The organism is Maribacter sp. IgM3_T14_3 (genome assembly GCF_049603095.1).
Taxonomy (GTDB): Bacteria; Bacteroidota; Bacteroidia; order Flavobacteriales; family Flavobacteriaceae; genus Maribacter.
The window spans coordinates 3,711,398-3,735,000 of sequence record NZ_CP187138.1; the positions used below are offsets into that span (position 1 = coordinate 3,711,398).

A 23,603-nucleotide genomic window follows, 5' to 3' on the forward strand; every position below is an offset into this window, starting at 1 on the left:
AAAAGGGAAGAAGCATAGCTCCTTCCCTTTTTTTTGATTGAGTAATGTATTAGCTATTTTAGAAATTCTCATTTATCTAAATGATCTAGTATATTTACTACCCTAGGAGATTATCATAATTTTGGAGTAAATTCGAATTTTCCATGATTATATTTCATTGACCATTAAACTCTTTATTATAATAGAAAGCATGAAAATATATATATTAATTACCTTCTGTTTATTTGTATTTAGCCATAGTAACTATGCTCAAACAAAATTAGATGTTGTAGTAGAAAATAAGATAGATTCTTTAATGGAACTTATGACTCTTGAAGAAAAAGTTGGGCAAATGAACCAGTATAATGGTTTTTGGAATGTTACAGGTCCTGTTCCAGAAAAAGGTGATGCCTCTAGTAAATTTGAGCATCTTAAAAATGGTTGGGTAGGCTCTATGTTAAATGTTACCGGCGTAGAAGAAGTTCGTAAGGTACAGAAGATTGTGGTTGAAGAATCAAGATTAGGTATCCCTTTAATTATTGGTTATGATGTAATTCATGGATATAGAACACAGAGCCCAATACCATTGGCAGAATCTGCTAGTTGGGATATGGATGTAATTAAAGCTTCTGCAGCAATGGCTGCCGACGAAGCATCTGCAACAGGCATAAACTGGACGTTTGCCCCAATGGTAGATATATCAAGAGATGCACGATGGGGTAGAGTAATGGAAGGCGCAGGTGAAGATCCTTATTTGGGTAGTCAAATAGCCAAGGCAAGAATTACCGGGTTTCAAGGAGAAGACCTTTCAGCACCAAATACTATAGCGGCAACAGCTAAACATTTTGCTGGGTATGGCTTTTCTGAAGCGGGTAGAGATTACAATACGGTAGATGTAGGTACGTCAACATTATACAATACTATTTTTCCTCCGTTTATGGCAGCGATAGAAGCAGATGTAAAAACATTCATGAATTCATTTAATGTACTTAATGGTATACCAGCTACTGGAAATTCTTTTTTACAAAGAGATGTTTTAAAAGAAGAATGGGACTACCAAGGTTTTGTAGTTTCTGACTGGGGTTCAATGGCTGAAATGGTTGCTCATGGGTATTCTAAAGATGCCAAATCTGCTGCTGAAAGCGCTGCAAATGCCGGTAGTGATATGGATATGGAATCTTATTTATATGTAAAACATTTAAAAAATTTGGTAGATGAAGGTAAAGTTTCCGTTGATAAAATTGATGATGCCGTTCGAAGAATTTTAAGGGTAAAATATGAATTAGGTCTTTTTGATGACCCTTACAAATATTGTAACGAAGAGCGAGAAAAAGCAGTAATAGGAAGCGATAAAAATAAAGCTATAGCGCTCGATATGGCAGAAAAGTCTATAGTGCTTCTAAAAAACGAGAACCAATTATTGCCTTTAAAGAAGAAGGGAATGAACATAGCGGTTATTGGTCCGTTGGCGGCAGATAAGAATAGTCCATTAGGAGGTTGGAGACTTGCTGCGGAAGATAATTCTGCAGTATCGGTAATGGAAGGCTTAAAGAAATATAAAGGTAATAAACTGTACCATGAAAAAGGAGTGGAGTTGGTAAAAGGTAAGGAGGCTTTCGTCTTTGAAATTGATATAAACACTACAGATAGAACTGGTATTGCAGAAGCTGTAGAAGTAGCTAAAAATAAAGATGTAGTAGTAATGGTTTTGGGTGAGCATGGTTTTCAATCAGGCGAGGGTAGAAGTAGAGCAAATTTAGATTTACCTGGTTTACAACAAGAATTATTAGAAGCTGTGTATGCGGTGAATAAGAACATAGTTTTGGTTTTAATGAATGGAAGACCGTTGACTATTAATTGGGCAGATGAAAATATACCTGCCATAGTAGAAGCTTGGCAATTGGGTTCAACTAGTGGCGATGCTATAGCTAAGGTACTTTATGGTGATTATAACCCAAGTGGAAAATTACCAATGACTTTTCCAAGAAATGTTGGGCAGGTACCTTTGTATTATAATTATTTAAGTACAGGAAGACCAACGTATCCTGGTGATGATCTTGTTTTCTGGACGCACTATACAGATGAAGTAAATACACCTTTATATGAGTTTGGTTATGGATTAAGCTATACTGAATTTACTTATGACAACTTAAAGTTAAATACCAATTCCTTAAGCAAAACTGGAGAGTTGAAAGTCAGTTTCGATTTGTCTAATACCGGTAAATATGAAGGTAAAGAAGTGGTTCAATTATATATTCAAGATTTGTTTGCCAGTATTGCTAGACCTGTAAAAGAATTGAAAGATTTTAAAATGGTTTCTTTAAAGCCAGGTGAGACTAAAAATGTAAGCTTTACTATCACTACTAAGACGTTAGAATTCTATTCTGCAAATAATATATGGGAATCTGAAACGGGCGACTTTAAGGTCTTTATTGGTGGTAGTTCTACTACTCAGTTAGCTTCTGATTTTACTTTGAACGACTAAAAAGAATAGCTTCTAATTTTCAGTTTCTGAAAATTAGAAGCTATCATTAGTTTATTGATCTTACCAATCTTATATAATTAATTATTCTTTGGTCATCACATTTAGGACCATGCCCTGTGGGCAATTTGTAGTGTCACCATTTTTTGATTTGCAACTATACGTGACTGTCCCGTTTATATTCAACTGTAAATCTTTCATGTTGTTATATCAATTTGAATTATTTGTGCTTTACCAATAAAAAATGACAGTCTTTTTAAAATTGTATTTTTTAAATATTTTAAAACTATCTATAATCAACTTAATAGATTCGTATATTATATTTTAGATAGTAATGTGTTAGTATAGATTCAGAAGGAGAATAGTTTGGGTTTAGTTAGAAAAGTGCTTCTTTAAGAACTATAAAAATTAGTAGAAACAAAAAAACCTCCAAATAATAAATATTTGAAGGTTTAAAAGTGACCGGGCCGGGGCTCGAACCCGGGACCCTCTCCTTAAAAGGGAGATGCTCTACCAACTGAGCTACCAGGTCAATAAGTTAAAGAACTTAAGCGTTTACCACTTATAAAAGCTGGATCAGACATTTAAATAAAATAGCCTCTTTTCTTTAAGAGGCTATTTTATTTGTGACCGGGCCGGGGCTCGAACCCGGGACCCTCTCCTTAAAAGGGAGATGCTCTACCAACTGAGCTACCAGGTCAAAAGCAAATTCGGAAAATAATTCCCTCAATGCGGGTGCAAATATAAGTCGATTACTTTATTTTCCAAACCCTTTTCAAGATAAATTTATTTTTTTTTGAAAAGCGTATTAATTAGTCCAATTTTGTACAAATGAAAAATATGAAAATAGTATTGCTAGGGTATATGGGTAGTGGTAAATCTACCGTCGGTAGAATCGTAGCTAACCATTTGAATATTAATTTTTTAGATTTAGATGAATATATTGAAGAAGGTGAAGCGATGTCTATTGCTTCCATTTTTGAGACCAAAGGAGAAATCTATTTTAGAAAAAAAGAAATAGAATATCTCAATGAAATATTTTTAAATAAAAACAATTTTGTACTCTCTTTAGGTGGTGGTACTCCTTGTTTTGGCACTAATATGGACTTCATAAATGAGAAAACCGTCAATTCTTTCTATTTGAATGTGGGTATAAATGAACTCTTTGATCGCTTAATCAAAGAAAAAAGCCATCGCCCTATGATCGCTCATTTACAAGATGATGAATTGACCGAGTTTATCGGTAAACATTTATTCGAAAGAAGCTACTTCTATAATAAAGCACATCAAAAAGTGAAAAGTAATAATAATACCCCTACCGAGATTGCTGAAATGATAGTGAACAAACTAGTCTAAATAGACTCTATCGTTTTTTGATTCAAAATGAACATTTACATGCTCTTGTAACGAGGTAGATAATGAAATACCTTTGTAATCTGCTTTAACCGGATACTTCTTATGGTTTCTATTTACCAAAACAGCAGTTTTAAGTTGCTTTAATGGGGTTTTTAGAAAATGATGCACTCCATATATTAAAGTAGTACCAGAGTTTAATACATCATCTACAATTACTACCGATTTATTAATAAAATCTGCATCGGGCAACGATGTTGTTACTCCGCTTGATAAGGGATCTTTCTTATCCATAGATAATTTACACAGCACAATTTTTGCGTCAGTAATTTTTTTGAGCTTAGCGACTATTTTCTTTGCAAAATCGAGTCCGCCGCCTTGTATACCTGCAATAATTATTTCTTCTTCAGAAACATTCGCCTCATAGATTTGGTAGGCTATACGTTCAATTTTATGTTGAATCTGCTGGTGCGAAAGTATGGTATGTTGCATGTATTGTTCTTAAAATAATAAAGATAGGTATGTTTTTAAAAGTTTAGGCTAATCTTCAACTTCTTTACTTTTATTTTCAACCTCTGTGGTACCTGTTTCGTCGTTTTTGATATCGCTATCTAAATAATCATCAATATCTCTTCGGTCTTTTTTGGTAGGCCTACCAACACCTTTTTTACGATAATAATCTTTGGAGTATTGTAAAAGTTCGTTATGCTCAAAGGCTTCTTTAGGTGTGGTATCTTTTCTATAAATGTCAACGAGTTTAGCGCCAACGCGACTTGGCGGTATATCAAGAACCGTAAATTTATAGTCAATTTGGTTTTTGCGTACCACAATTTCATCCATTGGGTACACTTCTCTACCTGGTTTAGCAGCGATACCATTTATTTTTGCATGCCCTTTTTTACAGGCGGTGGTAGCAATGTTTCGGGTTTTAAAATATCGTAGACTCCACAAGAATTTATCTATACGCATTATAGGTTGTATTTCTTTGTTAACTTCCAAACAAAAATAGGGGAAAATTGTATCTTGCGCGTTCAAAATAAATTATTGATGAAATTGAAAAATGCCTATTTGCTAATAGCAGGTTTACTAATAATAAGTTCTTGTAAGAATGATGACGATGCTATAGGTGAAGTTGTACCGCCTAGGTTATTAAGTGAAGTTACTGTAGAGGATGATGCTGAAATCATAGAATTTTTAAAGACACATTTCTATAATAAAGAAGATTTCGATACACCACCAGAAGGTTTCGATTTCAAAATTAAATTTGATACGATTGCTGGTGTAAACAGCACTCAACCATCTTTATTTGATAGTCCGAATTTAATTACCCAAACGATTTCTGTTAATTCTGAATCTTTAGGACGAGCAGATGACAATGAAACAATCGATCAAAAACTATATACTTTAGTTGTAAGACAGGGTGTAGTAGCAGGTAAACCAACTATTGGCGATAATGTTATTTTGAGATATGAAGGTTCATTTTTAGACGGTAGTTTGTTCGATGCTTCTTCAAATCAACCAATACCTCTTAACTTATCTGGTGTTGTACGAGGCTTTGGTAATGGTATGAAAAACTTTCAAACTGGTAACGGTCCCATTGAAAACGGAGATGGTACTATTAGTTATGAAGGATATGGAATAGGAGCTATTTTTATGCCATCTGGTCTTGGTTATTTTGATTCTAGTTCAGCTAGTGGTAGTATCCCAACTTATTCACCATTAATATTTAAGATTGATGCCTTTGGTTATGAGGTCGATACTGATTTTGATGAAGACGGTATACCTTCGATTTTAGAAGATTTAAATAATGATGGAAACTTAAATAATGACAATACCAATGAAGAGTCAGAAGCTAATTCATTTATTTATGTTGCGAATTATTCTGATCCAGATGATGACGGCGATGGTATTTTAACTATCGACGAAATTGAGCTAGATGCTGAGGGAAATTTTATAGGTTTCTTAGATACAGATGGTGATGGTATTCCTGATCATCTTGATAATGACTTATAGTAAATACTTTTAAAGCATAAAAAAACCTCTTAAGTTTCCTTAAGAGGTTTTTTATTTCTTGTGTTTATGTTTACAGTGCCAAAGACAAACTTAAAATTAATTGGTCTGGTCTTGTATCTATTCTACTCGGACCTAAATTTGTGATGTTCGTATTGACGAAAGTAGCTTCGTTATCGCTAAATCCTCTTTCGTAACGTAAATCTATCCCTAATTTGCCGAGGTTAACTCCGGCGCCAATATTCATCCCAACGGAAAAATCATTTTCTACATCATCAATAGTAACACCATCAAATTCGGTATCTAAAATATATTGAAAGCTAGGTCCGGCAAATACATGTAACGGCCCAATTAGATTAATTCCTAAAAGGACAGGAACATCTAATTTACCCATATCAAAATCTGCTCCGTCATAATCAGATTTAGTTTTGGTGTATACCAACTCTGGTCTCACATAGACTTTGGAAGCTCCGAATTTTCCGAAGATACCTACATGATATCCAACGTTTCTATCCGGATTTCTTGCTGCCTCACCTACCGATTCAAAATAATCTCCGTTGGCGTTGTAGTTTAATCCTCCTTTAATTCCGAATCCCGAATCGCTCTGCGCTACCCCATAAAACCCAGAGAGTGCCATAAAGGCAACTAAAATTGTTTTTTTCATATTCATTGTTGTTTAGGTGGAACAAGTAGCAAATACGATACCAAATGTTCCATTTCTCGTTATACCATCAGAACGGAGGTAAAATACCTTTATTGTTTACTGATGTTTTTGAATTAATTAAAGTTTTTTAAAGTCACAATATTCAATTACATCGTTTCACTATTTCAGTAACATCTTTGCTTTTTATTAAGTTTTTCCCACACACAGTTCATTATATTTGCAGCTAGAATTAGAAAGTTTGAAGTTTACACTACACAATACCGATTTACAATCAAAGGCTAGGGCAGGTACTATTGTTACTGACCACGGTACTATTGAAACCCCAATTTTTATGCCGGTGGGTACGGTAGCCTCTGTTAAAGGAGTGCATCAAAAAGAGTTGAGAGAAGAGGTCAACCCAGATATTATTCTTGGTAATACCTATCATTTATTTCTTCGCCCTAAAACAGAAATTTTAAAGAAAGCAGGCGGACTCCATAAATTTATGGGTTGGGATAGAAATATTCTTACCGATAGTGGTGGGTACCAAGTGTATTCTTTATCTGCGAATAGAAAGATAAAAGAAGAAGGGGTAAAATTTAAATCGCATATAGATGGGTCTACCCATTTATTTACACCAGAGAACGTTATGGAAATTCAGCGTGTAATTGGCGCAGATATTATCATGGCATTTGATGAATGTACACCTTACCCTTGCGATTATAATTATGCCAAGCGATCAATGCATATGACACATAGGTGGTTAGATAGATGTATTACTCATCTAGCAAAAACACCTTTTGAATATGATTATGAACAAACTTTTTTTCCGATAGTTCAAGGGTCTACCTATAAAGATTTAAGAAGGCAATCTGCTGAATATATTGCGAATGCGGGTGCAGAGGGTAATGCCATTGGCGGACTCTCAGTTGGTGAGCCGGCAGAAGAAATGTATGGTATGACCGAGGTAGTATGTGAAATTTTGCCAGAAGATAAGCCACGATATTTAATGGGTGTTGGTACACCTATTAATATTCTTGAAAACATTGCCTTGGGTATAGATATGTTCGATTGTGTGATGCCTACCAGAAATGCAAGAAACGGTATGTTATTTACAGCACACGGCACTATAAATATAAAGAACAAGAAGTGGGAAGATGATTTTTCACCTATTGATGAAATGGGAACAACATTTGTAGATCGAGAGTATTCAAAAGCATATTTAAGACATTTGTTTGCTGCTAATGAATATTTAGGAAAACAAATAGCAACAATTCATAACTTAGGCTTTTATATGTGGCTCGTGCGGGAAGCTCGTAAGCATATTATTGCAGGTGATTTTAGAGCTTGGAAAGATATAATGGTAAAACAAATGGATAAAAGGCTATAATGCTATCAATAATAGATAAATACATTCTAAAACGGTATCTAGCGACTTTTTCGTTGATGCTTTTACTATTCATTCCCATCGGTATAATGGTAAATTTGGCAGAGCAGATCGGTAAAATGATCGACAACGAAGCACCATTTAATGAGATTGTGATGTATTATGTGAATTTCACTATTTATATCGGTAATCTATTATTTCCTATTTTTCTATTCCTCTCCGTCATATTCTTTACCTCTAAGTTGGCGAACAATACCGAAATTGTTGCCATATTAAGTTCTGGAGTCTCTTATGGTCGATTTCTAAGACCTTACGTGATAGGGGCTTCTATGATTGCGATTTTAATGTTCTTTATGACCATGTTTATTGTGCCTAACGCTAGTGTGGGCTTCAACGAATTTAAATACAAATACCTAAAAAAAGGAAAACAGGATCGGGTTACCAATAACATATTCAATCAGCTCAACGAGACAGATTTTATATACGTAAGCAGTTTTGATCCCGCCAGGCAGTTAGGTCATAACTTTACCTTTGAAAGGTTTAATAAAAACAACGAGCTAGATTTTAAGATATCTGCAGCTAATATTCGTTGGGTAGAGAAAGATTCTAGTTACCGCTTAACATCTTATAAAAAAAGAACTGTACTAGGTGATACCGCAATTATTGAAAGCAAACGCCGGCTAGATACCATTTTTGCTTTTGATATTGGTGACTTAACTCCTGTTTCATATGTTGCCGAAACAAAGAACCTTTTTGAATTAGATACTTTTTTAAAAGATCAAAGAAGAAAGGGAGCTTCTAATATTAATACCTATGTATTGGTAAAGTACAAGCGTTGGGCATTGCCATTAACAGCGTTTATTTTGACCATTATTGCCGTTTCTGTTTCTTCTGTGAAGAGACGTGGTGGTATGGGAGCTAATTTGGCTTTCGGTATTTTAATCGCATTTATTTTTATATTTTTTGATAAAGTATTCGGTGTACTCGCCGAGCAATCGGGCTTTTCGCCTTTGCTCGCCGTAATTATACCAAACGTAGTTTTTGGATGTCTGGCCTTTTATCTACTACAAAATGCAAAAAGATAGAATTCATAACCTTTTCCATTTACATTTCATAGTCTTTATATGGGGCTTTACAGCTATTTTAGGCAAATTGATAACTATAGATTCATTACCGTTGGTATGGATCAGAATAGGGTTGGCGACACTGTTTATTGCGATTTATATTCTTTTTGCAAAATTCAGTTTAAAGGTTTCTAGAAAAACATTTTATTGGCTGGTTGGTGGTGGTATTGTGGTAGCATTACATTGGGTAACCTTTTTTCTCGCCATAAAAGTATCTACGGTATCGGTAGCATTGGCTATGATGTCTACAGGCGCCTTTTTTACTGCATTAATGGAGCCATTTTGGTATAAACGCAAAATTATAGGGTACGAGATTATTTTTGGCCTAATGGTCGTTGCAGGGCTATATCTTATATTTAAAGTAGAAACGGAGTATATCTATGGTATGGTAATCGCATTGATATCAGCTTTTTTAGCAGCTGTTTTTTCATTGATCAATGGAAAGTTGGTACAAAACCACAGACCATCGGTCATTTCTTTTTATGAGTTAGGCGTGGGCATGGTTTTCTTATCTTTATTATTGCTGGTTAAAGGTGATTTTAATATGTCATTGATTACACTACCTCAAATGGACTGGGCCTACCTAATTGTATTAGCGCTTATTTGTACTGCATATGCATTTATTGCATCGGTGAAAATAATGCGTGTACTAACGCCATATACAGTTATGCTTACCACAAATCTAGAACCTGTTTATGGTATTCTCTTGGCTTGGCTTATTTTTGGCTCCGAAGAAAAGATGAAACCTATGTTTTATGTGGGAGCCCTAATTATACTCAGTACGGTCATTGCCAACGGTATTTTAAAGCAAAGAGCGAATATTAAAAAAAGGGTACCCAAGATTTAGGTATTAAAGTTTTATCTTTGAGCCGCAACTAAAGAAACTTTATAGAAATATGGAATATTTGGATTTTGAACTTCCTATTAAAGAACTGGAAGAGCAATTGGACAAGTGCATGATTATTGGCGAGGAAAGTGATGTCGATGTATCAGAAACTTGTAAGCAAATTGAAAAGAAACTTACCGAGACCAGAAAAGATATTTATAAAAATCTAACTGCTTGGCAACGCGTACAGTTATCTAGACATCCAAATAGACCTTATACATTAGATTATATTAAAGCTATTTGTGGTGATACTTTCTTAGAACTACATGGTGATCGTACCGTAAAAGATGATAAGGCTATGATCAGTGGTTTAGGTAAAATCGGTGACCAGAGCTATATGTTCATTGGTCAACAAAAAGGATACAATACAAAAACACGCCAGTATAGAAATTTTGGTATGGCCAACCCAGAAGGGTATAGAAAGGCTCTACGATTAATGAAATCTGCAGAAAAATTTCAAGTACCTGTTGTTTGCTTAATAGATACACCGGGTGCTTACCCTGGTATTGAAGCTGAAGAACGCGGACAAGGAGAAGCTATTGCAAGAAATATTATTGAAATGACCCGCTTAAAAGTGCCTATAATTGTTGTAATTATTGGTGAAGGTGCATCTGGTGGTGCTTTGGGTATAGGTGTAGGTGACAAAGTTTTAATGCTTGAGAATACTTGGTATTCAGTTATTTCGCCAGAATCTTGTTCTTCAATTTTATGGAGAAGTTGGGAGTATAAAGAAATAGCTGCAGAGGCTTTAAAATTAACTGCTACCGATATGAAAAAGTTGAAACTAATAGATGAAATCATTCGCGAACCTGCAGGTGGTGCTCATGCTAATAGAGAAAAAACTTTCGAAATCGTAAAAAATAAAATTTCTTCTCATTTTGAGGATTTAAAAAAGTTATCACCAAAAGAATTAGTAAATCAGCGTATGGATAAATATGCCCAAATGGGTGTTTTCAACGGCTAATCTACATTTTAGGCTTCTTTAAAATATACCGAGGATTTTATTCCTCGGTTTTTTTATGTTATTAACAGAAAATCGTAACTTATAAACAATCAATTGTTAGTGATCTGTGAACATCACAACCGATGTTTAACACGTTAACTAAAGGTTAATTGCATACTTTCGCACTATGGAGAACACGAAACCTTTTGTCGGTCGTAAGATCGATAAATCTACTATTATAAACCTTGAAAGAGGTAAAATTCCACCACAAGCCGTTGATTTAGAAGAGGTTGTGTTGGGTGCTATGATGATAGATAAAAAAGGTGTCGATGAAGTAATCGATATTTTACACCCCGATGTGTTCTATAAAGACGCTCATAGATTTATTTATGAAGCCATCTTTGTACTCTTCGAAGAGTCGCAACCGGTCGATTTATTAACCGTTTCGTCACAACTTAAAAAAGCAGGTAAATTAGAGGTTAGCGGTGGTGATTTTTATCTCATAAAACTGACCCAAAAAGTAGCGTCATCTGCTCATATTGAGTTTCATGCACGTATTATTCTTCAAAAATATATTCAACGTAGTTTAATAAAAATTTCAGGGGAAATTATTGAAGAGGCTTATGATGAATCTACCGATGTATTCGATTTATTAGATGCTGCGGAGGCTAAACTTTATGATGTTACCCAAGGTAACTTAAAACGTTCTGCAGAAACAGCACAAGACTTGGTTATCCAGGCAAAAAAGCGAATTGAAGAAATTGCCGGTAAAGAGGGTATGAGTGGTATACCATCCGGATTTGATAAATTAGATAAGCTTACTTCTGGTTGGCAGCCGAGTGATTTAATTATTGTTGCTGCACGTCCGGGTATGGGTAAAACGGCTTTGACATTATCTATGGCTAGAAACATGGCCGTAAATACAAATACACCTGTAGCGTTCTTTTCTTTAGAGATGTCTTCAGTACAGTTAATTACAAGATTGATTTCTTCTGAAACAGGTTTGTCTTCAGAAAAATTAAGAACAGGAAAGCTTGAAAAGCATGAGTGGGAGCAACTAAACGTAAAGGTGAAAGCTTTAGAGAAGGCACCTTTATTTATAGATGATACACCATCTCTTTCAATTTTCGATTTACGTGCAAAGGCAAGACGTCTAGCTTCGCAACATGGTATAAAAATGATCATGATCGATTACTTGCAGTTGATGACGGCAGGTGGTAGTCAAAAAGGAGGAAACAGGGAACAGGAGATTTCTACAATTTCTAGAAACTTAAAAGCACTAGCAAAAGAATTAAGTGTACCTGTAATTGCATTGTCTCAGCTTTCGCGTGCGGTTGAAACACGTGGTGGTAGTAAAAGACCAATTCTTTCGGATTTGAGGGAATCTGGAGCGATCGAGCAAGATGCCGATATTGTATCGTTCATTTATAGACCTGAGTATTATAAAATTGAGGAATGGGATGATGAAGAACGTACTCCGACTCAAGGTCAAGCAGAATTTATTGTAGCAAAACACCGTAATGGTGGTCTAGAAAATATTAGATTGAAGTTTATCGGTAACCAAGGTAAGTTCGATAACCTCGATGATTTTGACTCTCCGTTCGAATTCCAGTCTAAAATGAATGCAAATGAAGAGAATCCGTTTGCAACTAAAAACTTGCCAAGTGCAGATGATGCTTTTGGTAGTAGTATGAATAGTAGTCCTGATTTAGATGAGGATAATGATGTTCCATTCTAAAGTAAAACATAATTGTAACTTTAAAAGTCTCCCATTCGGGGGACTTTTTTGTTTTAAAACCAATTGGTTTTCGGTAAATACAATTATCATAATTACAATAGCTTTAACGGCACTATAAATACTGCTCCAAAGAATTTACTATATCTTTGGGTGAATACATTGATAATACTTTATGTCCAAAATAATAACGTCAATCTTCTTTCTTCTACTTACGGTACAACTTTTTGCATCTTCCATATTAATTCCGATGGATGCCGATACTCAAAAAAATCATTTAAAAGCATACGGAATTACGTATTGGGTTTTGGCAAAGCAACAAAAAGTACAATGGCTATTAAATTATAGGGGAGGATCTTTTTTATTGCCAGATGGGGAGAGTATTAGAAAAGAATGTCAAATAAGGGGAGTCAGTTTTGAGATTTTATCTGATGTACAAGCAAACGGAATTTTAGATGAAATCAGTAGCCCTTCAGTGAATCAAGATGCTGTTATACTAGAAAAAGCTCCGCGAATTGCAGTGTATTCTCCACAAGACAAACAACCTTGGGATGATGCGGTAACTATGGCATTGACGTATGCTGAAATTCCGTATACCACAATTTATGATGAAGAAGTATTGGGAGATAAGTTGGCGTTGTATGATTGGCTTCATTTACATCATGAAGATTTCACAGGTCAATATGGTAAGTTTTATGGGGCATACAGAGCAACACCTTGGTATATTGAAGGGAAAAAGAATTCTGAAAAGCTAGCTAAGAAATTAGGATTCGATAAGGTGTCTGAAGAAAAAGGAGCCGTAGCTTTAAAGATAAGAAACTATGTTATTGGTGGCGGATTCATGTTTGCCATGTGTTCTGCAACAGATAGTTTTGATATTGCCCTAGCAGCTGACGGAATCGATATCGTTGAGCCTATGTTTGATGGTGATGCTTCAGATCCAAATTACCAAGCAAGTTTAGATTATGGTAAAACGTTCGCTTTTACAGATTTTATATTAGAGAGAAGTCCGCTGAAATATGAATTCTCTTCTATTGATATGACGAATAAAAGAGGAAATGTAGCTAAGGAATCTGATTACTTTTCGTTGATGGACTTCTCGGCGAAATGGGATCCGGTGCCTACGATGTTATGTCAGAACCATACTTCTTTGGTAAAAGGTTTTATGGGACAGACAACTGCTTTTACACGTTCAGAGATAAAACCAACTGTTTTAATTTTGGGTGAAAATAAGTTAAACGAAGAAGCAAGATATATTCACGGTATAAAAGGAAAAGGCTTCTTTACTTTCTACGGTGGCCATGATCCTGAAGATTACCAACATAGAGTAGGGGACCCAAAAACAGAATTAGAGTTGCATCCAACTTCACCAGGCTATCGTTTAATACTTAATAATGTATTATTTCCGGCAGCCAGAAAGAAGAAGCAAAAGACATGAGTTCAATTTATGTACAGATTGAAATAAAAAAACCGTGATAAATACGAAAGTATTGATTACGGTTTTTTTTAGCTCTTTAGTTTTTAAGATTTTTTGGTCTGAGAACTGTAGGTGCTTTCAAATATTTTATCTGCATTTGCAGATTCAAAGCCATCTCTTCTTCGAGTAGGCTCAGTGTCATTTGTAGATTTTGGATACGGTAATCGTTCTGCAAACTCCACATAACTACCAGATATTTCTAAGTGTTCTCCATCTTTAAAAATTGCATCTATCATTTTAGCTACCGAACTCGTCTGCTTTAGTAAGCCATCAGCACTTGTTTTAATGACTCCGCCAGCCGTATTTAAGGTGATACCAATGCTTGTCAAAAAATTATTAAAGTTTTCTAGTGAATTATATGGCTGTATTAAATCGTGGACACTTATAGTGTAATGGTTTAAATAATACCTATTGTACAATACCCAAGCAGCATACTCACTAATTTTTTGAAGCTCTTGATAATCGGTAATTGTAGGAAGGTCCCAAAGTGGTTTATAAAAAAAGTTTCCAACAGACTCTACATTGTTTAAATCAATGCTATCTACGGGGTCTTGGAGAATGTCTTTAGTATATTTATTTAATATAGTTTTTGCTTTTTCAGGTAAATCATCTACCCTTAATTCACTTATAAAAATGCGTGGATATTTAGGTGATGGGGGTGCGTACCAATAGGCATTTAACTTTTTTTCTTTAAAAAAATAATAGTCCTTTTTTACATAACCGTAATGTAAAAAAAGCTTTTCGAAAGAGGCTATACCTAAATTTGGAACTCCAAGAGTTCTAAAAGCAATATGGTCGTTTACTATTTCATCTTCTGAACTAATAATTGCATGTGATAGTAACGCATCTATCACTTTTTGAACATCTGTAACAGATTGTTTGTAGGGAGTAAATAGTGCTCCCATTAGGCTATCTAGTTTTGTGTCATCAGTAAAATCCATAGTTAACTATTTAATTTTCTTTAAAGTTACAATTGTTTCTAGACTAGCTGTCAAATATATTTTTGAAATCATGCCTATTACTCTTTGGTTGTGGGTATTTCTAGGTACAAATTTAAAAATAATAATAGTGTTTAATTGATTTAAGTATGAGTTCATATACACAGTTAGTTTTTAGAACTGTTTGTAATCAAAAATTTTTTACAATTTGATTTTAGATTTTATGAGCTCTTTTAAAATACGTTCAACACCTAAATTATCGTTACTTGTTGTGCTATATGTAGCTACTTCTTTTACGTTGGGGTGGGCATTTTCCATAGCGAATCCGAAATCTGATAATGCCAGCATTTCAAGGTCATTATTATAGTCGCCAAAGACCATTACTTCATCAGACTTTAAGTTATAGCTTTCCATAACTTTGGTTAAAGCATACCCTTTATGTGCATTCATGTTAGAAATATCCAGCCAATTTTGTCCAGATACTTTTACCTTTAATTCACTTTCAAAATGTTTCACAAACGGATAGATATATTGCTCACTATTTTCGAAATGATAAATGGCAATTTTGATGACTTCAGAATCAAAAGATAATAAGTCATCAATTATTTCAAACTGGGTATAATACTCGGCAAGCTTGTTTACAAACTCATTTGACTTGCCGGTTAAATAAGCTTTATGTTTACCACAAAGCACGGGGTGTATATTGGGTATTTGATTTAAAGTTTCAAGAATTTCTTGTACATGATTTTTATCAAGGGGTGTAGCCAGAATTTCAATATTCTGCTTCATAGCAAAACCACCGTTTTCTGCAATTACAATGATATCGTCTTTGATGGTATCTAATTTGTCTATAATACTATTGTACTGTCTACCGCTCGCAGCAACAAAGGTGATACCTTGAGATTTTAACCCTTTAAAAAGTTCAAAGAATTGATCGCTGACTTGGTGGTTAGAGTTTAACAAGGTCCCGTCCATATCAGAAACAACCATTTTAATCTTCGATAAATCCATGTAGTATTAATTTTTTGTAAAGATATTTCAACGAAGTTTAGCAAGGTAGCTAAAGAGCAAAGTTTTACCTTTATTTAATAATATTATGCAAATGAAATTATTTCAAAAAGAAGTTAGCTTAAGGGCGTATTCAAGAGGTTTTCATATCATTACCGATGATTTACTTGCGAGAATGCCGGAAATCAAAAAAATAGAGCAAGGTTTTCTGCAAGTGTTTATTAAACATACATCTGCCAGTTTAACCATAAATGAAAATGCGGTTCCAACAGTTAGAGATGACTTTGAGTCTCATATGAATATTCTAGTTCCTGAGAATGCACCGTACTATAAACATGACTATGAAGGTTCAGATGATATGCCTGCCCATATTAAGGCATCTTTGATGGGAGCTTCGGTGCAAGTACCTGTCACCAACGGCAAATTGAATATGGGTATATGGCAGGGTATTTATCTTTGTGAGCATAGAAATTATGCAACGGGTAGAAATATAGTCTTGACGTTGTGGGGAAATTGAATTATCACTAAATTGAATTAAAGCAAAATGATATGACGACAGAAGAATCTATTTTAAATAAAATTCAAATTCTTATTACCAATCATTTCGAAACTCCTGAAATGGCATTTAATTTTTTTGACGAGGATAATGACCAGAAACTTACAAAAGGGGAGATAGTCAAGCTATTGAAGCAAGCTGAAATAAGCGGATTTATAAGAGGTATAGTGGGATCCAAGCTTATTGAGGGTTATGATAAGAATAACGATGAACTAATAGATTGGGAAGAATTTAAGGCGGCTATAGCTAAAATTAAAAAATCCGATTCGTGAGAATCGGATTTTTCAAAAAGTGAGATTGTTAATAATTTATTTTACCTGATCTACAACTGCCTTAAAGGCATCTGGGTGGTTCATCGCTAAATCTGCAAGAACTTTTCTGTTAAGTTCTATATTTCCAGCTTTTACTTTTCCCATAAATTGAGAGTAGGACATTCCGTGTTGTCTGGCACCTGCATTAATACGGGTAATCCATAATGAACGAAAAGTTCTTTTCTTGTTTCTACGGTCTCTGTAAGCATATAACATTGCTTTTTCAACCGCATTCTTGGCTACTGTCCAAACGTTTTTACGTCTTCCAAAGTAACCTTTGGCTTGCTTCATTACCTTTTTTCTTCTGGCTCTTGAAGCTACTGCATTTACTGATCTTGGCATTTTTTTCTAATTTTTTTGTAGTAGGCGTCCTTTTAATTTAAGAAACTTTTAAAGCCTAACTCCATGGTTAATAATTTTACCTTCTAAAGAACTTGAATTACTTTAAACGTAATTGCTCTTTAATACTGTTAACATCTGCTTGATGAACTAAACCATCATGTGTTAACTTAAGCTTACGCTTTTTAGACTTCTTTGTAAGAATGTGACTCTTAAAAGCGTGCTTTCTTTTAATTTTACCTGTACCTGTAAGCTTAAAACGCTTCTTAGCACTGGATTTTGTTTTTTGTTTAGGCATTTTCTCCTAGTTTATATATATTAATCTCACTTTTCATGTTAAACGCTGCTCACAAATGTAGGCAGCGTTTAGTATTTTATAAATGCATTCGGTCGCTGAGCGAAGCCGATGTATTATTTTATTTACTCTTAGTCTTAGGGGCGATGAACATAGTCATACGCTTTCCTTCTAGCTTAGGCATCTGTTCTACCTTTCCTAATTCTTCTAACTCAGAGGCTAATTTTAGTAATAAAATTTCACCTTGATCTTTGTAGACGATAGAACGACCTTTAAAAAATACGTACGCCTTTAATTTAGCACCTTCTTGAAGGAACTTTTCAGCGTGTTTCTTTTTAAAGTCATAATCATGGTCATCTGTCTGAGGTCCAAATCTTATTTCTTTGACAACAACCTTAGAAGCTTTCGCTTTCATGGCCTTGTCTCTCTTCTTCTGCTCGTATAAAAACTTTTTATACTCCATTATTTTACAAACAGGAGGGTCTGCCTTTGGGGATATCTCCACCAAATCCAAACCTAATTCTTCTGCTTTCTCAAGAGCCTGAGGAAAAGGATATACACCTACTTCTACATTGTCACCTACCAACCTAACATTTGGGGCCGTTATCTTTTCATTGATATTGTGGGGATTCTTATTTTCCCTTCTAGGTTGTGGTCGAAATCTTTTACGTATTGCTATGACTAAATAATTTTAATTAAACTTTTATTCTTTAAACGTCTTTAAGGTACTCTTTATTTCTTTGTTGACCAAGTCTGTAAACATAGTTACGTCTATCGCTCCTAAGTCTTCACCTCCATGTCTACGCACAGAAATAGTGTTTGCAACTTCGTCATTTTCCCCTACGATTAGCATAAATGGTACTTTACTCATTTCTGCTTCACGTATTTTCTTACCTATAGTCTCGTTTCTACTATCGATAAGAGCGCGAATTTCGTTATTTTCTAGGGATTTTAAAACTTTTTCAGCATATTTTTCATGTTTTTCGCTAACAGGAAGAATAATAGCTTGTTCAGGGGTTAACCATAACGGGAAATTACCACCCGTGTGTTCTATTAATAATGCTATAAACCGTTCCATACTACCAAATGGTGCGCGGTGTATCATTACAGGTCTGTGAAGCTCATTGTCACTACCTTTATAAGTTAAGTCGAACCTTTCAGGTAGGTTGTAATCTACCTGAATTGTACCCAATTGCCATTGTCTGCCCAAAGCATCTTTTACCATGAAATCTAACTTAGGGCCATAAAAAGCAGCTTCACCACTTTCTATAACATAATTAAGTCCTTTTTCTTTGGCAGCATTAATAATTGCTTGTTCTGCTTTTTCCCAGTTTTCTACCGATCCAATATATTTTTCTGGAGTATCTAAATCACGTACCGATACCTGAGCTGTGAAATCTTCAAATCCTAAAGATCCAAGTACATATAATGATAGATCTATCACTTCTTTGAACTCCTCATCTAATTGTTCTGGTGTACAAAATATGTGTGCGTCATCTTGAGTAAATCCTCTAACCCTGGTTAGTCCGTGTAACTCCCCACTTTGCTCATACCTATATACGGTACCAAATTCGGCAAATCTTTTAGGTAGTTCTTTATAGCTAAATGGTTTGGCGTTGTAAATTTCGCAGTGATGTGGGCAATTCATTGGTTTCAACAAAAATTCCTCATCTTCTTTTGGCGTACGAATGGGTTGAAAGCTGTCTGCTCCATATTTTTCATAATGACCAGAGGTAACATATAGTTCCTTTTGACCAATATGAGGTGTAACCACCATTTCATAACCAGCTTTCTTTTGCGCCTTTTTCAAGAATTGCTCTAAACGTTCTCTTAGTGCGGCACCTTTAGGTAGCCATAATGGTAAACCTTGACCTACCTTTTGAGAGAAAGTAAATAACTCTAATTCTTTACCTAATTTTCTATGGTCACGTTTTTTAGCTTCTTCTAAAAGCTCTAAATATTCGGTCAGTTCTTTTTGCTTCGGAAATGATATACCATATATACGTGTAAGTTGGGTATTATTTTCGTTCCCTCTCCAGTATGCTCCAGCAACACTTAATATCTTAATTGCTTTGACGATACCGGTATTCGGTATGTGCCCACCACGACATAAATCTGTAAAAGAATCATGATCACAAAAAGTAATGGTGCCATCTTCAAGATTTTCTATCAATTCTACCTTGTACTCATTGCCTTGATTTTTATAAAATGTAAGAGCATCTGCTTTTGAGACATCTCTCATTTTATAATCATGCTTGCCTCTTGCAATTTCTAAAGCTTTCTTTTCGATGGATGGAAAATCTTTATCAGAAATAGAACCTGTGGGAAGTTCTACGTCATAATAGAATCCATTATCAATAGCCGGACCAATAGTTAGTTTTACCCCTGGGTACAATTCTTCTATAGCTTGAGCTACAATATGTGAAGTAGAATGCCAAAAAGCGGTTTTACCTTCCTTATCGTTCCACGTATATAACACTAAGCTACCATCGGTTTCTAGTGAAGTGACGGTTTCAACAATAGTGCTGTTGAATTTTGCTGAAATAACATTACGAGCTAAACCCTCGCTTATGCTTTTTGCAACCTCCATAGGGGTTGTTCCTTTTTCAAATTCCTTAACCGATCCATCGGGAAGTGTAATTTTAATCATTTGCTATTCATATTATAGGTTAGCAAAGATAATATGAACTATTCACCTCTACAATATAATGATGTTATGTTTTGATCAGATGTTTAATAGTTAGTATAATGTACTTTATTTAGTTCAATGTTTTTATAGGGTATTGGTTGTATTCTGTATTGATTAGACGGTAAATGTTTAGCGTCATTAACTATTCTTGTATTCATTTTCTTGTTAAATGCTATGAGGCATTTTTTTATTTTACGGCTAATTGGTTATGGAATAGAATGTTGTGGGAATACATTAAAAAACTTTGTTTTTTTATTTTAAAAAAGCATTGTGATATTAAGAATAGTGTGTACATTTGCACCCCGCAAACGGTGAAGATAATATCTGAACCGGGCGTTGGAAAAAGGTTCATATAAATGTTGATTATGTCTGGGAAAAAAAGAAAATAATTTTTTTTCGATAAAAGTTGCCAGGTTAAAAAACAGTTGTATATTTGCAGCCGCTTAGGGAAACACCTAAGGGAAACGAGGCGAGGAAATCGAGAGATTTGGAGCTGAGTGGATAGAAGTTCATTGAAATATTGTGGAGATAAGAATCGAGTTCAGGTGAGGACCTGGATGAGAGGAACAAGAATTAAGGAAACATACAATTTAGTATATCGCAAGGTATATATAAGGAATTGAATCGAGAGTCGGGGCCGGGAGAGATTTGGACTTCGTTGGGACGAATATTTACAAAACAACGATGAAGAGTTTGATCCTGGCTCAGGATGAACGCTAGCGGCAGGCCTAACACATGCAAGTCGAGGGGTAACGGGGAGCTTGCTCCGCCGACGACCGGCGCACGGGTGCGCACCGCGTATGGAACCTACCTTGTACAGGGGAATAGCCTTTGGAAACGAAGATTAATGCCCCGTGGCACCACGCCCCGGCATCGGGATGTGGTTAAAGCCTTCGGGCGGTACAAGATGGCCATGCGTCCCATTAGCTTGTTGGTAAGGTAACGGCTTACCAAGGCTACGATGGGTAGGGGCCCTGAGAGGGGGATCCCCCACACTGGTACTGAGACACGGACCAGACTCCTACGGGAGGCAGCAGTGAGGAATATTGGACAATGGAGGAGACTCTGATCCAGCCATGCCGCGTGCAGGAAGAATGCCCTATGGGTAGTAAACTGCTTTTATACAGGAAGAAAAAGAGCTACGTGTAGCTTACTGACGGTACTGTAAGAATAAGGACCGGCTAACTCCGTGCCAGCAGCCGCGGTAATACGGAGGGTCCGAGCGTTATCCGGAATTATTGGGTTTAAAGGGTCCGTAGGCGGGCCGATAAGTCAGGGGTGAAAGTTTGCAGCTCAACTGTAAAATTGCCTTTGATACTGTTGGTCTTGAGTTATAGTGAAGTTGCCGGAATATGTAGTGTAGCGGTGAAATGCATAGATATTACATAGAACACCGATTGCGAAGGCAGGTGACTAACTATATACTGACGCTGATGGACGAAAGCGTGGGGAGCGAACAGGATTAGATACCCTGGTAGTCCACGCCGTAAACGATGGATACTAGCTGTCCGGGACCTTGAGTTCTGGGCGGCCAAGCGAAAGTGATAAGTATCCCACCTGGGGAGTACGTTCGCAAGAATGAAACTCAAAGGAATTGACGGGGGCCCGCACAAGCGGTGGAGCATGTGGTTTAATTCGATGATACGCGAGGAACCTTACCAGGGCTTAAATGCATATTGACAGGTCTAGAGATAGATTTTCCTTCGGGCAATTTGCAAGGTGCTGCATGGTTGTCGTCAGCTCGTGCCGTGAGGTGTCAGGTTAAGTCCTATAACGAGCGCAACCCCTACCGTTAGTTGCCAGCATGTCATGATGGGGACTCTAACGGGACTGCCGGTGCAAACCGTGAGGAAGGTGGGGATGACGTCAAATCATCACGGCCCTTACGTCCTGGGCCACACACGTGCTACAATGGCAGGTACAGAGAGCAGCCATGTCGCAAGGCAGAGCGAATCTATAAAACCTGTCACAGTTCGGATCGGGGTCTGCAACTCGACCCCGTGAAGCTGGAATCGCTAGTAATCGGATATCAGCCATGATCCGGTGAATACGTTCCCGGGCCTTGTACACACCGCCCGTCAAGCCATGGAAGCCGGGAGTGCCTGAAGTCCGTCACCGTAAGGAGCGGCCTAGGGCAAGATCGGTAACTAGGGCTAAGTCGTAACAAGGTAGCCGTACCGGAAGGTGCGGCTGGAACACCTCCTTTCTAGAGATTGTCCTTTAAGGACAGTCCCTGACGAAGTAAAGAATGGAACTACGGTCCCGGTCTTTTGATTTAATAATAGTTTCTTTAACAATGTTCCAATATAATGATCTCCATAATTATGATATATAAGTAATTGCTTTTTTCGCGAGGTATTTATTGCCGAGAGGAAGGAGTAGGGACAGTCCCATAGCTCAGCTGGTTAGAGCGCTACACTGATAATGTAGAGGTCGGCAGTTCGAGTCTGCCTGGGACTACTGAAAAGTACGAGGTACAAGGTAAAAGAGGTACGTAGTACGAACGTTCATAAAGATTGAAATATTGAAGGAAATTTTAGAAGTTGAGGAGTTAAAGGGGTTGTTACTCATAACTCTTAACTAATAACTCATAACTAAAATAAATGGGGGATTAGCTCAGCTGGCTAGAGCGCCTGCCTTGCACGCAGGAGGTCATCGGTTCGACTCCGATATTCTCCACTAGGCGATGCCCAGGGATAATTAAATTTATTCTCGAAGTATCGTAGATGAGATAGATAGGTATTTAATTGCCTGTCGTGGCTCACGACAAAGTTCATTGACATATTGGAACAGGAGGTAAGACATTTTAATGTTTTATCGACTAAAAAAGAAAGAAACACGAATCTTTATTAAGTAAAGAGTACGAATAAGATAGAATAGATTAAAGATCTGGCGACAAGCTGGAAAAGGGCGTATGGGGAATGCCTAGGCTCTCAGAGGCGAAGAAGGACGTGATAAGCTGCGAAAAGCTACGGGGATCGGCACACACGATATGATCCGTAGATATCCGAATGGGGCAACCCGGCATATTGAAGATATGTCATGGCGAAAGCCAAGCAAACCCGGGGAACTGAAACATCTAAGTACCCGGAGGAGGAGAAAACAAAAGTGATTCCGATAGTAGCGGCGAGCGAAATCGGATTAGTCCAAACCGTACATGTTCCGGCATGTGCGGGGTTGTAGGACCACGATATTCGACATGTAATGAACTAGAACGCTTTGGAAATAGCGACCATAGAGGGTGATAGTCCCGTATAGGCAAAGAGCATTTAGATAGTGGTATCCTGAGTAGTGCGGGGCACGTGAAACCCTGTATGAATCCGGCGGGACCATCCGCCAAGACTAAATACTCCTGAGAGACCGATAGTGAACCAGTACCGTGAGGGAAAGGTGAAAAGAACCGTGAATAACGGAGTGAAATAGATCCTGAAACCATACGCTTACAAGC

At 36.5% G+C, this 23,603-nt stretch carries 20 protein-coding genes, 4 tRNA genes and 2 rRNA genes (1 of these 26 cut by a window edge); 15 read left to right on the plus strand and 11 right to left on the minus strand.

Annotated elements, in window-relative coordinates; translation table 11 throughout:
• Nucleotides 1–190 precede the first annotated feature (190 nt).
• Nucleotides 191–2,464 carry a beta-glucosidase BglX gene (gene bglX, locus ACPF9A_RS16520; RefSeq protein ID WP_423998565.1) on the plus strand — a complete coding sequence of 758 codons (2,274 nt, stop codon included), beginning with the start codon at nt 191–193 and terminating at the stop codon, nt 2,462–2,464.
• A gap of 456 nt (nt 2,465–2,920) precedes the next feature.
• On the opposite strand, the gene ACPF9A_RS16525 is transcribed toward bglX, so the two are convergent.
• Nucleotides 2,921–2,993, minus strand: a tRNA-Lys gene (locus ACPF9A_RS16525).
• A gap of 95 nt (nt 2,994–3,088) precedes the next feature.
• Nucleotides 3,089–3,161, minus strand: a tRNA-Lys gene (locus ACPF9A_RS16530).
• 140 nt (nt 3,162–3,301) lie between these two features.
• Between ACPF9A_RS16530 and ACPF9A_RS16535 the strand changes: the two genes are divergently transcribed.
• Nucleotides 3,302–3,817 (plus strand): shikimate kinase, encoded by a 516-nt coding sequence (locus ACPF9A_RS16535; protein WP_423998566.1) that lies wholly within the window; start codon nt 3,302–3,304, stop codon nt 3,815–3,817.
• On the opposite strand, the gene ACPF9A_RS16540 is transcribed toward ACPF9A_RS16535, so the two are convergent.
• Both ACPF9A_RS16540 and ACPF9A_RS16545 read right to left on the minus strand, forming a co-directional pair.
• Nucleotides 3,809–4,306, minus strand: coding sequence for a phosphoribosyltransferase family protein (locus ACPF9A_RS16540; RefSeq protein ID WP_423998567.1), 498 nt, complete (start codon nt 4,304–4,306; stop codon nt 3,809–3,811). The genes ACPF9A_RS16535 and ACPF9A_RS16540 overlap by 9 nt on opposite strands.
• 48 nt (nt 4,307–4,354) lie before the next feature.
• Nucleotides 4,355–4,783 (minus strand): RNA-binding S4 domain-containing protein, encoded by a 429-nt coding sequence (locus tag ACPF9A_RS16545; RefSeq protein ID WP_423998568.1) that lies wholly within the window; start codon nt 4,781–4,783, stop codon nt 4,355–4,357.
• A 78-nt stretch (nt 4,784–4,861) separates the two neighbouring features.
• On the opposite strand from ACPF9A_RS16545, the gene ACPF9A_RS16550 reads away from it, so the two are divergent.
• Nucleotides 4,862–5,827: an FKBP-type peptidyl-prolyl cis-trans isomerase gene (locus tag ACPF9A_RS16550; RefSeq protein WP_423998569.1), complete on the plus strand. Its 966-nt coding sequence runs from the start codon at nt 4,862–4,864 to the stop codon at nt 5,825–5,827.
• 70 nt (nt 5,828–5,897) lie between these two features.
• Here the strand turns inward: ACPF9A_RS16550 and ACPF9A_RS16555 are convergent, their stop codons facing one another.
• Nucleotides 5,898–6,488 (minus strand): porin family protein, encoded by a 591-nt coding sequence (locus tag ACPF9A_RS16555; protein ID WP_423998570.1) that lies wholly within the window; start codon nt 6,486–6,488, stop codon nt 5,898–5,900.
• A 238-nt stretch (nt 6,489–6,726) separates the two neighbouring features.
• On the opposite strand from ACPF9A_RS16555, the gene tgt reads away from it, so the two are divergent.
• The 6 genes from tgt (at nt 6,727) to ACPF9A_RS16585 (ending at nt 13,980) form a co-directional block, all read left to right on the plus strand.
• Nucleotides 6,727–7,857 (plus strand): tRNA guanosine(34) transglycosylase Tgt, encoded by a 1,131-nt coding sequence (gene tgt / locus ACPF9A_RS16560; protein WP_423998571.1) that lies wholly within the window; start codon nt 6,727–6,729, stop codon nt 7,855–7,857.
• Nucleotides 7,857–8,939, plus strand: a complete 1,083-nt coding sequence (locus ACPF9A_RS16565) for an LptF/LptG family permease (protein WP_423998572.1) — start codon at nt 7,857–7,859, stop codon at nt 8,937–8,939. Before tgt ends, ACPF9A_RS16565 begins: the two co-directional genes overlap by 1 nt.
• A complete protein-coding gene (locus ACPF9A_RS16570; protein ID WP_423998574.1) occupies nt 8,926–9,825 on the plus strand; it encodes a DMT family transporter in 900 nt (299 codons plus the stop codon). The genes ACPF9A_RS16565 and ACPF9A_RS16570 overlap by 14 nt, the downstream gene beginning before the upstream one ends.
• Before the next feature lie 49 nt (nt 9,826–9,874).
• Complete coding sequence (locus ACPF9A_RS16575) at nt 9,875–10,828, plus strand: acetyl-CoA carboxylase carboxyltransferase subunit alpha (protein WP_423998576.1); 954 nt, start codon at nt 9,875–9,877, stop codon at nt 10,826–10,828.
• A gap of 166 nt (nt 10,829–10,994) precedes the next feature.
• A complete protein-coding gene (dnaB, locus tag ACPF9A_RS16580; protein ID WP_423998578.1) occupies nt 10,995–12,545 on the plus strand; it encodes a replicative DNA helicase in 1,551 nt (516 codons plus the stop codon).
• Between the two features lie 172 nt (nt 12,546–12,717).
• On the plus strand, nt 12,718–13,980 hold the full coding sequence (locus tag ACPF9A_RS16585; protein ID WP_423998580.1) for an asparagine synthetase B: 1,263 nt from the start codon (nt 12,718–12,720) through the stop codon (nt 13,978–13,980).
• Nucleotides 13,981–14,063: 83 nt separating this feature from the next.
• Here ACPF9A_RS16585 and ACPF9A_RS16590 read toward each other — a convergent pair whose 3' ends face one another.
• Together ACPF9A_RS16590 and ACPF9A_RS16595 are read right to left on the minus strand one after the other, a co-directional pair.
• Nucleotides 14,064–14,960 (minus strand): DUF1338 domain-containing protein, encoded by an 897-nt coding sequence (locus ACPF9A_RS16590; RefSeq protein WP_423998582.1) that lies wholly within the window; start codon nt 14,958–14,960, stop codon nt 14,064–14,066.
• A gap of 198 nt (nt 14,961–15,158) precedes the next feature.
• On the minus strand, nt 15,159–15,968 hold the full coding sequence (locus ACPF9A_RS16595) for an HAD family hydrolase (RefSeq protein WP_423998584.1): 810 nt from the start codon (nt 15,966–15,968) through the stop codon (nt 15,159–15,161).
• 91 nt (nt 15,969–16,059) lie between these two features.
• On the opposite strand from ACPF9A_RS16595, the gene ACPF9A_RS16600 reads away from it, so the two are divergent.
• Both ACPF9A_RS16600 and ACPF9A_RS16605 read left to right on the plus strand, forming a co-directional pair.
• On the plus strand, nt 16,060–16,482 hold the full coding sequence (locus ACPF9A_RS16600; protein ID WP_423998586.1) for a secondary thiamine-phosphate synthase enzyme YjbQ: 423 nt from the start codon (nt 16,060–16,062) through the stop codon (nt 16,480–16,482).
• Between the two features lie 32 nt (nt 16,483–16,514).
• Entirely contained in the window at nt 16,515–16,793 is a 279-nt protein-coding gene (locus tag ACPF9A_RS16605; protein WP_423998588.1) for an EF-hand domain-containing protein, read from the plus strand.
• Nucleotides 16,794–16,829: 36 nt separating this feature from the next.
• Here the strand turns inward: ACPF9A_RS16605 and rplT are convergent, their stop codons facing one another.
• The 4 genes from rplT to thrS all read right to left on the minus strand — a co-directional run bounded on the left by rplT (nt 16,830) and on the right by thrS (nt 20,116).
• Nucleotides 16,830–17,174, minus strand: a complete 345-nt coding sequence (gene rplT, locus ACPF9A_RS16610; protein WP_133685573.1) for a 50S ribosomal protein L20 — start codon at nt 17,172–17,174, stop codon at nt 16,830–16,832.
• Nucleotides 17,175–17,271: 97 nt separating this feature from the next.
• A complete protein-coding gene (gene rpmI, locus ACPF9A_RS16615) occupies nt 17,272–17,469 on the minus strand; it encodes a 50S ribosomal protein L35 (RefSeq protein WP_027064530.1) in 198 nt (65 codons plus the stop codon).
• A 118-nt stretch (nt 17,470–17,587) separates the two neighbouring features.
• Nucleotides 17,588–18,145, minus strand: coding sequence for a translation initiation factor IF-3 (gene infC / locus ACPF9A_RS16620; protein ID WP_133685575.1), 558 nt, complete (start codon nt 18,143–18,145; stop codon nt 17,588–17,590).
• Nucleotides 18,146–18,169: 24 nt separating this feature from the next.
• The gene (gene thrS, locus ACPF9A_RS16625) at nt 18,170–20,116 is read right to left on the minus strand and encodes a threonine--tRNA ligase (protein WP_423998591.1); all 1,947 of its coding nucleotides are present in this window, start codon (nt 20,114–20,116) and stop codon (nt 18,170–18,172) included.
• A 720-nt stretch (nt 20,117–20,836) separates the two neighbouring features.
• Here thrS and ACPF9A_RS16630 point away from each other — a divergent pair.
• The 4 genes from ACPF9A_RS16630 to ACPF9A_RS16645 form a co-directional block, all read left to right on the plus strand.
• A 16S ribosomal RNA gene (locus tag ACPF9A_RS16630) occupies nt 20,837–22,361 on the plus strand.
• Between the two features lie 180 nt (nt 22,362–22,541).
• Nucleotides 22,542–22,615: transfer RNA gene (locus tag ACPF9A_RS16635), tRNA-Ile, on the plus strand.
• Nucleotides 22,616–22,760: 145 nt separating this feature from the next.
• A tRNA-Ala gene (locus ACPF9A_RS16640) sits at nt 22,761–22,834 on the plus strand.
• Between the two features lie 213 nt (nt 22,835–23,047).
• Nucleotides 23,048–23,603 (plus strand): 23S ribosomal RNA (locus ACPF9A_RS16645) (it continues 2,276 nt past the right edge of the window).
• Together the 16S and 23S rRNA genes with 2 tRNA genes alongside form the textbook arrangement of a ribosomal RNA operon.